The organism is Marinobacter sp. ATCH36 (genome assembly GCF_023555055.1).
Classification (GTDB): domain Bacteria; phylum Pseudomonadota; class Gammaproteobacteria; order Pseudomonadales; family Oleiphilaceae; genus Marinobacter.
Genome location: NZ_JAMJPL010000005.1, coordinates 20,677 through 36,181 on the forward strand (window position 1 = coordinate 20,677; position 15,505 = coordinate 36,181).

At 57.1% G+C, this 15,505-nt stretch carries 14 protein-coding genes; 13 read left to right on the forward strand and 1 reads right to left on the reverse strand.

Features of this window, described 5'->3' with window-relative positions; all coding sequences use genetic code 11:
- On the reverse strand, positions 1-606 hold the full coding sequence (gene wrbA, locus M8010_RS14860) for an NAD(P)H:quinone oxidoreductase (RefSeq protein ID WP_250092814.1): 606 nt from the start codon (positions 604-606) through the stop codon (positions 1-3).
- Between the two features lie 140 nt (positions 607-746).
- Between wrbA and M8010_RS14865 the strand changes: the two genes are divergently transcribed.
- The 13 genes from M8010_RS14865 (at position 747) to M8010_RS14925 (ending at position 15,457) form a co-directional block, all read left to right on the forward strand.
- The gene (locus tag M8010_RS14865) at positions 747-1,214 is read left to right on the forward strand and encodes a TlpA family protein disulfide reductase (protein WP_250092820.1); all 468 of its coding nucleotides are present in this window, start codon (positions 747-749) and stop codon (positions 1,212-1,214) included.
- 44 nt (positions 1,215-1,258) lie between these two features.
- The gene (gene dnaE / locus M8010_RS14870) at positions 1,259-4,741 is read left to right on the forward strand and encodes a DNA polymerase III subunit alpha (protein WP_250092823.1); all 3,483 of its coding nucleotides are present in this window, start codon (positions 1,259-1,261) and stop codon (positions 4,739-4,741) included.
- Between the two features lie 176 nt (positions 4,742-4,917).
- Complete coding sequence (gene accA, locus M8010_RS14875; RefSeq protein ID WP_250092825.1) at positions 4,918-5,871, forward strand: acetyl-CoA carboxylase carboxyl transferase subunit alpha; 954 nt, start codon at positions 4,918-4,920, stop codon at positions 5,869-5,871.
- The gene (gene tilS, locus M8010_RS14880; RefSeq protein WP_284048145.1) at positions 5,855-7,210 is read left to right on the forward strand and encodes a tRNA lysidine(34) synthetase TilS; all 1,356 of its coding nucleotides are present in this window, start codon (positions 5,855-5,857) and stop codon (positions 7,208-7,210) included. Before accA ends, tilS begins: the two co-directional genes overlap by 17 nt.
- A gap of 94 nt (positions 7,211-7,304) precedes the next feature.
- Entirely contained in the window at positions 7,305-8,933 is a 1,629-nt protein-coding gene (gene pyrG / locus M8010_RS14885; RefSeq protein WP_250092829.1) for a CTP synthase, read from the forward strand.
- 2 nt (positions 8,934-8,935) lie between these two features.
- Complete coding sequence (gene kdsA / locus M8010_RS14890; RefSeq protein ID WP_250092834.1) at positions 8,936-9,781, forward strand: 3-deoxy-8-phosphooctulonate synthase; 846 nt, start codon at positions 8,936-8,938, stop codon at positions 9,779-9,781.
- A 179-nt stretch (positions 9,782-9,960) separates the two neighbouring features.
- Positions 9,961-11,256 carry a phosphopyruvate hydratase gene (gene eno, locus M8010_RS14895; protein WP_250092839.1) on the forward strand — a complete coding sequence of 432 codons (1,296 nt, stop codon included), beginning with the start codon at positions 9,961-9,963 and terminating at the stop codon, positions 11,254-11,256.
- A gap of 187 nt (positions 11,257-11,443) precedes the next feature.
- A complete protein-coding gene (locus M8010_RS14900) occupies positions 11,444-11,716 on the forward strand; it encodes a septum formation initiator family protein (RefSeq protein ID WP_250092843.1) in 273 nt (90 codons plus the stop codon).
- 38 nt (positions 11,717-11,754) lie between these two features.
- Positions 11,755-12,453, forward strand: a complete 699-nt coding sequence (ispD, locus tag M8010_RS14905) for a 2-C-methyl-D-erythritol 4-phosphate cytidylyltransferase (RefSeq protein ID WP_250092849.1) — start codon at positions 11,755-11,757, stop codon at positions 12,451-12,453.
- Positions 12,454-12,457: 4 nt separating this feature from the next.
- Positions 12,458-12,937, forward strand: coding sequence for a 2-C-methyl-D-erythritol 2,4-cyclodiphosphate synthase (ispF, locus tag M8010_RS14910; RefSeq protein WP_250092851.1), 480 nt, complete (start codon positions 12,458-12,460; stop codon positions 12,935-12,937).
- Positions 12,934-14,025 (forward strand): tRNA pseudouridine(13) synthase TruD, encoded by a 1,092-nt coding sequence (gene truD, locus M8010_RS14915; RefSeq protein ID WP_250092857.1) that lies wholly within the window; start codon positions 12,934-12,936, stop codon positions 14,023-14,025. Before ispF ends, truD begins: the two co-directional genes overlap by 4 nt.
- Before the next feature lie 11 nt (positions 14,026-14,036).
- Entirely contained in the window at positions 14,037-14,801 is a 765-nt protein-coding gene (gene surE / locus M8010_RS14920; protein ID WP_250092859.1) for a 5'/3'-nucleotidase SurE, read from the forward strand.
- Positions 14,801-15,457 carry a protein-L-isoaspartate(D-aspartate) O-methyltransferase gene (locus M8010_RS14925; protein WP_250092860.1) on the forward strand — a complete coding sequence of 219 codons (657 nt, stop codon included), beginning with the start codon at positions 14,801-14,803 and terminating at the stop codon, positions 15,455-15,457. Before surE ends, M8010_RS14925 begins: the two co-directional genes overlap by 1 nt.
- Positions 15,458-15,505 lie beyond the last annotated feature (48 nt).

Genomic DNA, 15,505 nt, shown 5'->3' on the forward strand with positions numbered 1-15,505 from the left:
TCAATCAATAAGTTTTACGGCGAGCCGGGCCAGTCGTTCGCCGAATGTCTGGCAGATCGTTTTTTCGTGGTCGGTCACTGCCTGCTGCTCTCCGGTGCCTGCCCAGTGGGATGGACCATAGGGTGTGCCGCCGGACGCCGTCTCATTCAGCGCGTTTTCCGAATAGGGGACTCCGCATAGCACCATCCCGTGGTGCAAAAGTGGCACCATCATGGTCAGAAGGGTGCTTTCCTGGCCGCCATGGAGACTGCCGGTGGAGGTAAAGGCGCCGGCGGGTTTGCCAGCAAGGGCGCCGTTGAGCCAGAGGTCGCCGGTGGTGTCGAGGAAATACTTGAGTGGCGCCGCCATGTTTCCGAAGCGGGTAGGGCTGCCAATAGCCAGGCCGGCGCAATTGGCCAGGTCGTCTTTGCTGACGTAGGGAGCTCCCTCGTCCGGAACCCGTGGCAGCGATGCCTCAGTGTCCGGCGACACACTGGGCACCGTGCGAATTCTGGCATCAATGCCCGCCACACGGGATACACCCCGGCTGATCTGGGTCGCCATCTCCGCAGTCTGGCCTGTGCGGCTGTAGTAGAGCACCAGAATGTAAGGGGCATCAGAAGCCATCAGGCGTCTCCGTAAAAGAAGGTTGAAGGCGCTGTCGTGTTGTGGAAAATTTTGGTTGGTTCTGTCATGGTTCTCCATCTTTCCGGGTCAGCTGGACCGAATCTCAATCTGAGCGCAGTAGTCTAACAGGAGGGCACCCTGTGCAATACCCTGCCAAATCGCGTTATCCCACCGGGGTATACGGTGCCGGGTTCTTGCTGGCTTTTCTCATGCTGGCGGGCTGCCAGAACCATGAGTTTGAAAAGCCGGATGGAACGGTACTGCAGTGGGAAAGCTTGCGCGGACACTGGGTACTGGTTAATTACTGGGCGGAATGGTGTAAACCCTGCCTGGAGGAAATCCCCGAGCTGAACGATCTCGACAGATCTCCCACCATTGTAGTGCTGGGTGTGAATTTTGATGATGTACAGGGCCAGGATCTGGTTGATCTGGGCAGAAAAATGGGAATTGAATATGGCATGCTGGCCGAGGATCCCGGGCCTAAATTCGGGTGGAAAACTCCGGTAGGGCTGCCCGCCACCTTTGTTGTAAACCCCGAAGGCGAGTTGGTTGAGACCCGCTTCGGCCCCCAGACCGAGGAAGACATCCAAGAACTGATCGGGCGCTGACCCGGCCCGAAGCCGTCATTAACAAGCAGGAATACCCCGACGCTATGTCACAAACATTTGTCCATCTCCGCGTGCACTCCGAATACTCCATGGTCGATGGACTGGTTCGGGTTAAGCCGCTGATCAGTCGGGTCGCCGAGCTGGGTATGCCAGCTGTTGGTCTGACAGAGCAGTCCAACATGTGTTCCCTGGTGCGTTTCTACAAAGCTGCCATGGGGGCCGGTGTGAAACCGGTCATTGGCGCAGACCTCTGGATAGAAAACCCGGAAGAGCCGGACAATCCGTTCCGGATAACCCTGCTGGCCCGTGATAATGACGGCTACCTGAACCTCACGGAAGTGGTCTCTCTGGGTTACACCGAAGGACAGCGTTTCGGCAAGCCCATCGTTCAGCGCAAGTGGCTGGAAAGCCGGGCCAAAGGCCTGATTGCGCTGTCTGGCGCCCGTATGGGCGATGTTGGTAAGGCGCTGATGGCCGGCAAGCTGGAGCTTGCACGCCAGCGTGCTGAATACTGGATGAAGCTTTATCCCGAATCGTTTTACCTGGAGTTGCAACGGGCGGGACGGCCGGGAGACGAAGACTGCCTGCATCTGAACGTCGAGCTGGCGGAGGCACTTTCCTGCCCGGTAGTGGCCACCAACGACGTTCATTTCCTCCACGGGGACGATTTCGAGGCCCATGAGGCCCGTGTCTGCATCGGTGAAAGCCGCACCCTGGATGATCCTCGACGGGACCGGCGGTTCAGTGACCAGCAGTACCTTCGCAGTGCAGAAGAAATGATCGAACTGTTTTCGGATATTCCAGAAGCAGTGGAAAATACCGTGGAGATCGCCCGCCGATGCTCGGTTCAGGTACGCATGGGTGAATACTTCCTGCCGAATTATCCCATCCCGGAAGGGATGACCATGGACGAGTATTTCCGAAAGGTGTCGGAAGAAGGTCTTGAAGAGCGACTTGCGAAGACCCTGAGTAAAGACGACCCGGACTACGACACAAAGCGCGAAGCCTATTACACGCGGCTGAATTTCGAGCTGGATATCATTACCCAGATGGGCTTCCCGGGCTACTTCCTGATCGTTATGGACTTCATCAAATGGGCCAAGAACAACGGCGTGCCAGTGGGGCCTGGCCGGGGTTCCGGTGCCGGCTCCCTGGTGGCCTATGCCCAGTTGATTACCGATCTTGATCCACTTGAATACGATCTGCTGTTCGAGCGCTTCCTGAACCCGGAACGGGTATCCATGCCCGACTTCGACGTGGATTTCTGCATGGAAGGCCGTGACCGGGTGATTGCCTACGTGGCAGAGAAGTACGGTCGTGAAGCGGTTTCCCAGATTATTACCTTTGGCACCATGGCCGCCAAGGCCGTTGTGCGGGATGTGGCCAGGGTCCAGGGCAAGTCCTACGGACTGGCGGACAAGATGTCCAAGATGATTCCGTTCGAGCCCGGTATGACTCTGGAGAAAGCGCTGGAGCAGGAGCCCCAGCTTGGTGAATTTCTGGAAAATGACGAAGAGGCCCAGGAAATCTGGGACATGGCCCTGAAACTTGAGGGTGTCTGCAGAAACGCCGGCAAGCACGCCGGGGGTGTGGTGATCGCGCCCACCAAGATCACTGATTTCTCGCCGCTTTATTGCGACGACGAAGGCGGCAGCCTGGTGACCCAGTTCGACAAGGGTGATGTGGAAGACGCGGGCCTGGTGAAGTTCGACTTCCTGGGCCTGCGAACCCTCACCATCATCGACTGGGCCCTGAAGATGATCAATCCCCGCCGGGAGAGGCAGGGCAAGCCGGCACTGGACATCAACGAAATCCCGCTGAATGACGTACCGTCCTTTGACATGCTCAAGAAAGCAGAGACAACGGCAGTCTTCCAGCTGGAATCCCGGGGCATGAAAGACCTGATCCGGCGCCTGCAGCCGGACTCTCTGGAGGACATGATCGCCCTGGTGGCCCTGTTCCGTCCGGGGCCGCTGCAATCAGGCATGGTGGATGACTTTATCGACCGTAAGCATGGTCGCCAACCGGTGTCGTTCCCACATCCGGACTACCAGTACGATGGTCTGAAACCGGTTCTGGAGCCCACTTACGGAGTTATCCTGTACCAGGAGCAGGTTATGCAGATCGCCCAGGTGATGGCAGGCTACAGCCTGGGTAACGCTGACATGCTGCGCCGCGCCATGGGTAAGAAAAAGCCCGAGGAAATGACCAAGCAGAAGCAGTTCTTTCTGGATGGCTGCGAAAACAACGGAATCGATAAGACCCTGGCAGAGAACATCTTTGACCTGGTAGAGAAGTTTGCGGGCTATGGCTTCAACAAGTCGCACTCGGCAGCCTATGCACTGGTGTCTTACCAGACCCTGTGGCTGAAGGCCCATTACCCGGCTGAATTCATGGCGGCGGTGCTTACCGCGGATATGCAGAACACCGACAAGGTGGTCACGCTGGTTGAGGAATGTCGCAGCATGGGTCTGGAGCTGCTGGTGCCCGACGTCAGCCGCTCCGAATACACCTTCACGGTCAACGAAGACGGCGCCGTCGTGTACGGCCTGGGCGCCATCAAGGGCTTGGGTGAAGGCCCGATTGGCAGCATTCAGGCTGGCCGTGAAAACGGAGAACCCTACCAGGACCTGTTTGATTTCTGCCGCCGGGTGGATCTGAAAAAAGTGAACAAACGGGCCATGGAGGCGCTGATTCGCTCTGGTGCCATGGACAAACTGGGAGCCGGGCGCGCTCAGCTGATGGCCAGCATCGATAAGGCAATTCAGCAGGCGGGCCAACAGTCCCGCAACGAATCCGTGGGCATGACGGACATGTTCGGCGAGATGCTGATGGGCGGGGAGGACGGCGATCCCTATTCCGACGTGGCGAATGTGCGTGAGTGGCCGAAGAAAGAGCGCCTGAAAGGGGAGAAGGATACCCTCGGAATATACCTGACCGGCCACCCGTTTGATGAATACGAGAAGGAAGTACGGCGTTTCGTGCGCTCGTCCATTGCCGACCTGAAGCCAGCACGGCAACCGCAGCGTGTTGCCGGCCTGGTGGTGGCTCAGCGCTCTATGAAAACCCGCACTGGCTCCACCATGGCGTTTATTACCCTGGATGACCGCAGTGCCCGGATTGAGGCAACGCTGTTCTCTGAAGCGTTTTTTGAAAACAGGGAGTTGTTGCAGTCCGATCAGGTAATTGTGGTGGAAGGACAGGTCAGCCACGATGATTACTCTGGCCAGATGAAGATGCGGGTCAATTCTGTGATGGATGTGGGCACGGCGCGTCAACAGTTCAGCCGCGGGCTCAAACTGGCCATTCGTGCCGACCAGCTTCAGAACGGCCTGCTGGACAAGCTGGACTCCACTCTGCGGCCCTTCCGGTGTGAAGGCAGCCCGGTGTGGATCGAATACAGCAGCGACAATGCCTGCACCCGTATTGAGCTGGGTGAAGCCTGGCGGGTTCAGCCTGATGATGATCTTTTGCAGGAACTGAAATATCTGGTGGGAGACCAGTCCGTAGAACTGGTCTATGATTGATATTGTCCGGCAAGGTTCATCCCGGGTATGGCGGGCATACTGAAAGATTACGGTTTTGTCAGAAAGCGGACTCATACCAAGGTACGCTTTAGCCAGGGCCCGGGCGCTGCTATCTTTGTCCAAAATTCTGGTTTGGCGAATTACATTCTCGCCTTGCAAGCAAATGATGGAACATCATGAACCCTAACTATCTGGATTTCGAACAGCCTATCGCCGACCTTGAAGCCAAGATTGAAGAGCTTCGCATGGTGGGCAATGACACCGACATCAATATTACCGATGAGATCAACCGTCTACGCAAGAAGAGCGTAAGCCTGACGGAAAGCATTTTCTCGGACCTCAAACCCTGGGATGTATCGAGACTGGCGCGCCATCCACGCCGGCCTTACACCCTCGACTACGTCGAGATGATTTTTGACGATTTCGACGAGTTGCATGGTGACCGTCGGTACGCCGACGACCAGGCTATTGTTGGAGGTACTGCTCGCCTGGACGGCAAGCCGGTGATGGTAATCGGCCACCAGAAGGGCAGGGAAGTACGCGACAAGGTAAAGCGCAATTTTGGCATGCCGCGCCCGGAGGGCTACCGCAAGGCCCTGAGGCTGATGGAGATGGCCGAACGCTTCCGCATGCCCATCCTGACGTTTATCGATACGCCGGGCGCCTATCCAGGCATCGGTGCCGAGGAGCGCGGCCAGAGTGAAGCGATTGCTTTCAATCTGGCAGTGATGTCTCGCCTGAAAACACCAATCATCTCTACCGTTGTAGGTGAGGGTGGCTCAGGTGGTGCGCTGGCGATCGGTGTCTGTGACCAGCTCAATATGTTGCAGTATTCCACCTACGCGGTTATCTCGCCGGAAGGCTGCGCTTCCATTCTCTGGAAAAGCGCAGAATTTGCGTCCCAGGCAGCTGAGGCCATGGGGGTTACTGCTGACCGGCTCAAACATCTCGGCCTGGCTGACAATGTGATCACCGAACCGCTGGGTGGCGCCCATCGTGATCCGGATAAAATGGCGGAATCTCTTCGCAAGACGCTGTCGAAAGGCATTGCCGAACTCTGTCGTCTGCCGACAGAAGAACTGGTTTCCCGCCGCTATGAGCGTTTGACACGATATGACACGGGCCGGTAGCACCGGCTCCGGACGTGACTGGCCGGCGGCCCTCTGTGCCCCGGTCAGGAACCTGCCTTCCCATTCACGGTTGCGGATTGCACTTAGCGGAGGAATGGATTCTGTTCTGCTTCTCCATGTTGCCGCCAGGCTCTACGGCGCAACCGGTCAGTTGTCTGCCGTCCATATAAATCATCAGCTGCAGCCCAATGCCAGGCAAACTGAGCGTTTCTGTCAACAGCTCTGTGGTGTACTCGGTGTGCCTCTTGATATCCGGCGCGTGACTGTAAATGCTGCAGATCAGGACTCGCGTAACTCTGCCAGTGGTATTGAAGAGTCTGCCCGCAATGCCCGCTACCAGGTGTTTGAGGAAATTCTCACACCAGGTGAGTTGATGTTGATGGCTCACCATGGTGATGATCAGGCTGAGACGGTGCTGTTCCGGTTGCTAAGAGGAACCGGCGTGATCGGCCTGGGAGGCATGCCACGCTCACGACCTTTGGGAAAGGGTAGGCTGTACAGGCCGTTGTTGGATTTCAGTCGCCGGGAACTTCAGGCCTGGGCTACGGAAAATGGCATCGACTGGGTGGATGATCCAAGCAATATCGATGAGCGTTTTGATCGCAATTTTCTTCGCCTGGCTGTCATTCCGCTGCTCAAGACGCGCTGGCCATCATTGATCAACCGCATACGGCATAGTGCTGATTCCTGCCGTGAGAGCGACGAATTGGCCGGAAGACTGGCCGGCATTCGTTTTCAGCAGTGCGCTGATGAGCAGGGTGCTCTGGCCGTTAAGGCACTGGGGAGTCTTGCCGTGGCGGAGCAGAAAAATCTGTTGCGCTGGTGGATCAGGCACTTTCATCAGGAACCACCGGCGATGGCCGACTGGCCGCAGGTGTTGGGTGATTTGCTGAATGCCCCGGCAGATCGTGAGCCGGAGTTGCGGGGCTCTGGCTTTGTTATCCGCAGGTACCAGGGCTATCTGCATCTGGTGCCGGTCCGACAGCCGTTGCCCTCTGACAGGCTTCCTCTGGTTGCGGGTCAGCCGCTGGTGTGGGGCGAATGGCGAGTAACGCTGACAGCGTCCGGCGAATGCAAAACCGGAGCGCCGGAAATACGAGTATCTACGAGGGCAGGGGGAGAACGCATTCGGCCAAACCCCGATGGCCCCTCAAAATCCCTCAAGAACTGGCTGCAGGAAAATAATATTCCGCCTTGGGATAGAGCCAGGCTGCCTTTGCTCCTGGAGGTAAAGAATGGCAAGGAAGAGCTGGTCGGGGTTGGCGATTTATGGCTTTCCGGCAAATACTGTGGGGGCGCCCCGGCAAGTGGTTGGCGGATTGTTGTGGAGCGGGAATGACATTGAGAAGATGAGGTCTTTCTGGTAGTCTGGCGTCCCATCTTGAGATGATAATCTCCCTCCTTCACCGAACCAGACAAATCACGGAATCTGCATGACGCGTTATATTTTCGTCACCGGCGGTGTCGTGTCCTCCTTGGGGAAAGGTATCGCATCGGCCTCTCTGGCCGCGATCCTCGAGGCACGCGGCCTGAAGGTCACTATTCTCAAGCTGGATCCATACATCAACGTGGACCCCGGCACCATGAGCCCGTTCCAGCATGGTGAGGTTTTTGTCACCGAAGATGGCGCGGAAACTGATCTTGACCTGGGGCATTACGAGCGGTTTATCCGCACGCCGATGTTGCGCCGGAACAATTTCACCACGGGTCGAGTTTACGAAGAAGTTATTCGTAAAGAGCGCCGTGGTGATTACCTCGGTGGCACGGTTCAGGTGATTCCCCACATTACCGACGAGATCAAGCGCCGAGTCGTCGAGGGCGCTTCCGGTGCCGACGTGGCAATGATCGAGATCGGCGGTACGGTGGGCGACATCGAATCACTGCCTTTCCTGGAAGCCTGTCGTCAGCTGAAAGTGGAAGTAGGCCCCCAGCGTGCGCTGTTCATGCATCTTACCCTGGTTCCTTATATTGCAACTGCCGGTGAGATCAAGACCAAGCCCACCCAGCATTCAGTCAAGGAAATGCGCTCCATCGGTCTGCAGCCGGATATCCTGCTGTGTCGTTCCGAGCACGAGGTAGACGCCAGCTCACGCCGCAAGATTGCCCTGTTCACCAACGTGGAAGAGCGGGCAGTCATCCCGCTTCAGGACGCCAAATCCATCTACGCCATTCCACGCATGCTGCACGAATTCGGTCTGGATCAGCTGGTCATCGAGCGTTTCGGGATTGATGCCAGCCCGGCGGATTTGAGTGAATGGGATGCGGTGGTCGAGTCCCTGATGAATCCGGAGCATGAAGTCACTATCGCCATGGTCGGCAAGTACATGGAACTGCTGGACGCTTACAAGTCCCTGATTGAATCGCTGCTCCATGCGGGTATCAAGACCCGCACCAAGGTCCGGATGAACTACATTGATTCTGAGGACATTGAGCGTGATGGCACAGGTGCGCTCGAGAGTGCTGATGCCATACTTGTACCGGGTGGCTTTGGTGAGCGCGGAGTGGAAGGCAAAATCCGCACCGTGCAGTACGCCCGCGAAAACAGGGTCCCTTATCTTGGTATCTGTCTGGGTATGCAGGTAGCTGTTATCGAATATGCTCGCAACGTTGCAGGTCTGAAAGACGCCCACAGCACCGAATTCCGTGAGCACACACCGGAGCCGGTGGTGGGGCTGATTACCGAATGGCTGGATGCCAGTGGAGAGAAGGAAGAGCGCACTGAAGAATCCGATCTGGGTGGCACCATGCGTCTGGGCGCACAGGACTGCGTGGTGACAGAAGGCTCTACCATTGCCAACTGTTACGGACGCAAGACCATCCGTGAGCGCCACCGTCACCGCTTTGAGGTCAACAACCATTTCCTGCCGCAACTTGAGGGCGCCGGCCTGAGAATCTCCGGCCGCTCAACCGACGGCAAACTGGTAGAAGTCGTGGAAGTGCCCGACCATCCCTGGTTTGTGGCCTGCCAGTTCCATCCGGAATTCACCTCCACTCCCAGGGACGGTCATCCGTTGTTCAAGGGCTTTGTCGAGGCAGCACTGGCCCGTAAAAAGGAATCCTGACCATGGCGCAGAGTACGGTTAACGTCTCGGGAATCGAAGTCGCCAACGATAAGCCGTTCGTGCTGTTCGGTGGCATGAATGTGCTGGAATCCCGGGAAATGGCCATGGAAGTGGCCGAGGCGTATGTCGAGGCCACCAGCAAGCTCGGCATTCCCTACGTATTCAAAGCCTCCTTCGACAAGGCCAACCGCTCTTCCGTCCATTCCTTCCGTGGTCCCGGCCTGGAGAAGGGCCTGCAGATATTGGCGGACATCAAAAGCAAATTCGGCGTTCCCATCATCTCTGACGTCCACGAGCCTGAGCAGGCCGCACCCGCTGCAGAAGTCTGCGACATCATCCAACTGCCGGCCTTCCTGAGCCGTCAGACGGACCTGGTCGTCGCCATGGCGGAAACCGGTGCTGTTATCAACATCAAAAAGGCCCAGTTTCTGGCACCTCAGGAGATGAAGCACATCATCAAGAAGTGCGAAGAGGCGGGAAACGACAGGGTGATCCTGTGTGAGCGGGGCAGCAGCTTCGGTTATAACAACCTTGTTGTGGATATGCTCGGCTTCGGCATCATGAAGTCGATGAATGTTCCAGTCATGTTCGATGTGACCCATTCATTGCAGATGCCTGGTGGGCGTGCTGATTCCGCTGGTGGCCGCCGTGCCCAGGTAACTGATCTGGCCTTGGCGGGTATGTCCCAGGGCTTGGCCGGTCTGTTCCTGGAGGCCCATCCCGATCCGGATCAGGCCAAGTGCGACGGCCCCTGTGCTCTTCGCCTTAGCCAGCTGGAACCATTCCTGGCGCGGGTGAAAGCCGTTGATGACCTTGTTAAAAGTTTTGAGCCACTGAATACCGCCTGATTGGCGGTTTTTGCGTTCCAGAAGGACTATGGGAGTGAGCGGGAACGGCTCTACGAAAATGTGCGGAGCCATGGATGGCGGAGCCCAAGCGCACATGGATGTGCTCGTAGCGTTTTTCGTAGGGCCGTTCCCGCTCGCTCTTGCTCCCAATTTGAAATCAAACTTGGAGACAGAGACGAATGACCAAGATTGCCAATATTAAAGGCAGGGAAGTACTGGACTCCCGTGGAAACCCTACGGTTGAAGCTGATGTGATTCTTGAAGACGGAACCGTTGGCAGCGCCTGTGCGCCTTCTGGCGCTTCCACCGGTTCCCGTGAAGCACTGGAACTTCGGGATAAAGATGCAAGTCGCTACTTGGGAAAGGGTGTACTCAAGGCAGTTGAAGCGGTAAATACGAAAATCCGTGATTCTCTAATTGGCAAAGACGCGGCCGACCAGCGGGCCCTTGACAAGGTCATGTTGGATCTGGATGCCACTGAAAATAAGGCGAATCTGGGCGCCAACGCGATTTTGGCCGTCTCCCTGGCCGCCGCCAAGGCCGCTGCCATATCTCTGGGTAAGCCGCTATACGCGCACATTGCGGACCTGAACGGCACCTCCGGCAAATACAGCATGCCAGTGCCGATGATGAATATCCTCAACGGTGGCGAGCACGCCGATAACAACGTTGATATCCAGGAATTCATGATCCAGCCGGTGGCGGCCAAGTCGTTCGCCGAGGCACTGCGTATCGGTGCCGAGATTTTCCACGCGTTGAAGAAGGTTCTCAACAGCAAGGGCCTGAACACTGCGGTCGGTGATGAAGGTGGCTTTGCACCGGATCTGCCTTCCAACGAAGGTGCCCTGGCGGTGATTCAGGAAGCGGTGGAGAAGGCCGGTTACAAGCTGGGTACCGATGTGACTCTGGCGCTGGATTGTGCGTCTTCCGAGTTCTATAAGGATGGCCAGTACCAGCTTTCCGGTGAGGGCAAGTCTTTCGACTCTGCCGGCTTTGCCGATTACCTGGCCGGGTTGTGCGAGCGGTATCCCATCATCTCCATTGAAGACGGTATGGACGAGAGCGATTGGGAAGGCTGGAAAGTGCTGACCGAGAAACTGGGCGACAAGGTGCAGTTGGTGGGTGACGACCTGTTCGTAACCAACACCAGGATCCTGAAGCAGGGGATCGACAGGAGCATTGGCAACTCCATCCTCATCAAGTTCAACCAGATCGGCAGCCTGAGCGAAACTCTGGATGCCATCAAAATGGCCCAGGATGCCGGGTACACGGCGGTTATTTCCCACCGGTCCGGTGAGACCGAGGACACCACCATTGCCGACCTGGCCGTAGCCACCTGTGCCGGCCAGATCAAGACTGGCTCCTTGTGCCGCTCCGACCGGGTTGCCAAGTACAATCAGCTGCTTCGTATCGAGGAAGCCCTGGATGGCAGTGCGCCCTACCGTGGCCTGAGTGAAATCAAGGGCCAGGGCTGACCTTCCCGGGGTCAGGATTACCTGTCGGGCGGGATACCGACAGGTAACGGATCTGAAAAGGCCATCGTGGTTCTGGAATGTAGAAGCACGATGGCCTTTTTGTACAACTGGTTAGCAGAACTTGTTGCTAAACTACACTAAGGTCTATACTGACTGTCCGGCTGTCACATCGTAAACGGAATTCGCAATGAAGTTGCTTTGGTCCATCATGATAATTCTTATTCTTCTGTTGCAGGTGCGCCTGTGGGTTGGAGAGGGGAGTTTTGCCCAGGTATGGGGGCTGGAAAAGTCCGTAGCCGAGCAGCGCGAGGAAAATGCCGAGCTGGCCGTCCGCAATGACCGCCTTTATGCCGAGGTCCGCAATCTCCGCGGAGAGAAAGGAGCGGTAGAGGAGCGGGCGCGCATGAACCTGGGATTGATCCGTAACGATGAAACCTTCTTCCTGGTGGTTGAGCAGTAATCAGCCAAAAACCAGACCTTGCAAAGCCGACCACGTTCATGAGTAAACCCCGCTACTGGCTGATCGTCCCCGCTGGAGGTTCAGGCAAGCGAATGAAGGCCGATTGCCCCAAACAGTATCTTCGGCTGAGTCAACGCTTCGTTGTCGATATCACGCTTTCCAGTTTGCTGGATAACGCTGCTTTCGCCGGGTGCGTGGTTGCTACAGGGCCCAATGACCAATGGTGGCGGGAAACAGATGCCAGCAAAGACGGTCGTATCAATACCTGTATTGGTGGTGCCGAACGTTCAGAGTCAGTACTGGCTGCTCTGGAGGCGCTTGCTGATCGTGCGAGGGATGACGATTGGGTTCTGGTTCACGATGCTGCTCGGCCCTGCCTTCATCCCGATGATCTCATGCGGTTGTTAACCGAGCTGAAGGATCATCCGGTGGGAGGCTTTTTGGCAACGCCAGTGACGGATACCCTCAAGCGTACCGGGCCTGGAAGCCATGAGGTTGAGGCAACAATAGACCGTAGCGATCTCTGGCGCGCACTGACTCCCCAGATGTTCCGTTTCCTGGCACTGAAGCAGGCACTTGAGAGTGCCATAGATTCAGGATATCCGGTAACTGATGAAGCTTCCGCAATCGAGTTTGCCGGGCAGGCGCCCTGTATCGTGGAGGGGAGACCGGATAACATAAAGATTACCGTACCTGCCGATCTGGCCCTCGCCGGCTTTATCTTGAAAAGGAAGTGACACTATGCGAATCGGACAAGGTTTTGATGTCCATGCATTTTGCGAGGGCGACAATGTCACCCTCGGCGGCGTCCGTATTCCCTTCAGCCAAGGGCTCAGGGCGCACTCTGATGGAGACGTGCTGCTGCATGCCCTGGCTGACGCGCTGCTCGGTGCTGCGGCGCTGGGAGACATCGGGCATCTGTTTCCGGATACCAGTGATGAGTGGGCCGGTGCGGATAGCCGGGATTTGCTGCGCCGGGTGATCGATCGCGTTATGGATGAGGGATTTGTGGTTGGTAATGTGGACGCTACCATTATCGCCCAGGATCCAAAAATGGCTCCCCATATCGAAGCTATGCGTCTCAATATTGCTGAGGACCTGGCCATTCCTGCCAGCCGGATCAGTGTCAAGGCAACCACAACCGAGAAGCTGGGCTTTACGGGTCGAGGGGAGGGGATCGCCTGTCAGGCCATCTGTCTGCTTGAGGCGGTATCCCCATGATCGACGTCGCGGACACAACCCCGGAGAAGTCTGAGTGGCGACTTGACTGGCCTACCTCAGGCGGCAGTCGGGTGGCCAGCGCGGTGCTCAAGTCCAGTCCCGAGGACTTTTTCGTGGATGAGGACCTGCCGTTGCCGGATGACCCCGAGCGCGGTGGTGAGCATCTCTGCATTCGTCTGGAGAAACGTGGCGACAATACCGATTATGTCGCACGTCAACTGGCCACTTTCTCTGGCTGTCGCCATTTCGATGTGGGCTTTTGCGGGCTCAAGGATCGCCACGCCGTTACCCGCCAGTGGTTCAGTGTTTACCGCCCTGGCCAGGAAAGTGAAGATGCCGAGTTTGTCACGGAAGTGGCACGGAATTGGCGCGTGATCCAGCATCACAGGCAGTCGCGAAAGCTGCGCCGGGGTGACCATCGGAGTAACTTTTTCGAGTTGGTGCTGCACGATGTGGTCGGCGACCCGGATGCCATAGACAGGGCCCTGGGCAGGCTGCGGGACGTGGGGTGTCCCAATTACTTCGGACCACAGCGATTTGGTCATAATGGAGCCAATCTGGACCGCGCCCTGACAATGGACCCTTCAAAGCTGAATCGTCGCGGTGCACGCAATGCCAAAAAGCGGGGAAGAGGGCGTTCAACCTCTGGCAGTGGCGACAGTAAAAACGTATTGTACTTTTCGGCGGCACGTTCCTGGTTATTCAATGAGGTGCTTGCCTTCCGTGTACAGAACGGCAGCTGGCTGGAACCTCTCGAAGGTGAGCCCGGCGCCGGTGAGGATCAGGATATAATAATTACGGGTCCGCTTTGGGGTGACGGCGGAACGGATGCAGTCTCGGTGCAGGGCGAGATCGAGCGTGCGGTGGTTGCCAGGCATCCTGATCTGGCAGCGGTTTTTGCCACGACACGCATGAAGCCTGAACGTCGGCCACTGAGAATGGTGCCGGAAGGGCTTGAGTGGCAATGGCAGGATAGTGACCAGTTGCAGCTGAAATTCCGGCTGTCGCCCGGGCAATATGCGACGAGTCTGTTGAGCGATGTGTTCGACATAATCGATGCCACCATTAGTACGGGTAATCAAAGCTAGCGGAGAAAATTGTGCGAATTCTGTTGTCCAATGATGATGGCGTTCATTCACCCGGTTTGCAGGCTCTTTACGAGGGGCTTGCGGGCTTGGGGGATCTGGAAGTCGTGGCGCCGGATCGCGACCACAGCGGCGCCAGTAACGCGTTAACACTGAACCGGCCGTTAACGGTTGAAGATCACCCGAACGGTTTCCGTTCGGTGGATGGCACGCCTACAGACTGCGTTCATCTGGGGGTGAACGGTCTGTTCGACAAACCTTTTGATAGGGTGGTGTCGGGCATCAATACCCACGCCAATCTCGGAGATGACATTATCTACTCCGGAACCGTTGCTGCTGCCACAGAAGGCAGGAACCTGGGGTTGCCGGCTATCGCAGTGTCATTGGTCAATGAGGGACGCTTTCATTATGAAACTGCGGCGCGGGTCGTCCGGGTGTTACTGGAAAGTCAGGATCCGCTCACTCTCGGGCCCCGCTGCATTCTCAATGTGAATGTTCCTGATGTTGCCTGGGAAGAGATAGCGGGCTTCCGCGTTACCCGCCTGGGCCATCGTGGACGGGCCGAGGGCGCCGTCCCCATGACGTGCCCGCGGGGCAAGGCCCGTTACTGGATCGGCGCCGCTGGCGAAGGCAATGATGCCGGCCCGGGTACTGATTTCAACGCTATTCGTGAGAATTATGTGTCGATTACCCCTGTTCATGTGGATATGACCAGGCACGAAGTGCTTTCACCCTTGCGGGAGTGGGTTGGGCTGCTGTCGGAACGGGAGGGGCGCTGATGGTCGCAGCAATTGATGGTATCGGCATGACATCACGCCGAACCCGCATGCGGTTGATACAGAGGCTGAGGGAAGCTGGTATCAATGATGAGCAGGTGTTGCAGGCGATGTCTGATACCCCGCGTCATATCTTCCTGGACGAAGCCCTTGCCCACCGGGCCTACGAAGACACGTCATTGCCCATCGGTTACAGCCAGACCCTTTCCCAGCCTTACATTGTGGCGCGAATGACAGAGGCGTTGATGCGGCACAAGCCCCGCAAGGTGCTGGAACTGGGTACCGGTTCCGGTTACCAGACCGCCATCCTGTCCCGGCTAGTCGATCAGGTATTCAGCGTCGAGCGAATCAAGCCACTTCAGGACAGGGCACGGGACAGACTACGCCAACTTGGCCTGCGCAATGCCATGCTCAAGCATGCCGACGGTGGCATGGGTTGGCCGGATCAGGGTCCATTTGACGGTATTATTGTCACAGCTGCTCCCCGGGAAATCCCCTCCGAGCTCAGGGAGCAGCTTGCGGACGGTGGTGTGATTGTTGCGCCAGTTGGGGAAGGAACCCAGATGTTGGTGGAAATGGTTCGCCATGGTGACCGGTTTGAAACCACAGATATCGAGCCTGTCAACTTTGTCCCTCTTCTGGGCGGGGTTGTGCGGTGACCCAAGAGCCCCAGGTACAGGACTCGACCGAACCGGCACGTTCCCACC

Coding starts and splice junctions, on each gene's coding strand:
- wrbA (WP_250092814.1), bottom strand. CDS start 606: ATGGCTTCTGATGCCCCTTACATTCTGGTGCTCTACTACAGCCGCACA.
- dnaE (WP_250092823.1), top strand. CDS start 1,259: ATGTCACAAACATTTGTCCATCTCCGCGTGCACTCCGAATACTCCATG.
- accA (WP_250092825.1), top strand. CDS start 4,918: ATGAACCCTAACTATCTGGATTTCGAACAGCCTATCGCCGACCTTGAA.
- tilS (WP_284048145.1), top strand. CDS start 5,855: ATGACACGGGCCGGTAGCACCGGCTCCGGACGTGACTGGCCGGCGGCC.
- pyrG (WP_250092829.1), top strand. CDS start 7,305: ATGACGCGTTATATTTTCGTCACCGGCGGTGTCGTGTCCTCCTTGGGG.
- kdsA (WP_250092834.1), top strand. CDS start 8,936: ATGGCGCAGAGTACGGTTAACGTCTCGGGAATCGAAGTCGCCAACGAT.
- eno (WP_250092839.1), top strand. CDS start 9,961: ATGACCAAGATTGCCAATATTAAAGGCAGGGAAGTACTGGACTCCCGT.
- M8010_RS14900 (WP_250092843.1), top strand. CDS start 11,444: ATGAAGTTGCTTTGGTCCATCATGATAATTCTTATTCTTCTGTTGCAG.
- ispD (WP_250092849.1), top strand. CDS start 11,755: ATGAGTAAACCCCGCTACTGGCTGATCGTCCCCGCTGGAGGTTCAGGC.
- ispF (WP_250092851.1), top strand. CDS start 12,458: ATGCGAATCGGACAAGGTTTTGATGTCCATGCATTTTGCGAGGGCGAC.
- truD (WP_250092857.1), top strand. CDS start 12,934: ATGATCGACGTCGCGGACACAACCCCGGAGAAGTCTGAGTGGCGACTT.
- M8010_RS14925 (WP_250092860.1), top strand. CDS start 14,801: ATGGTCGCAGCAATTGATGGTATCGGCATGACATCACGCCGAACCCGC.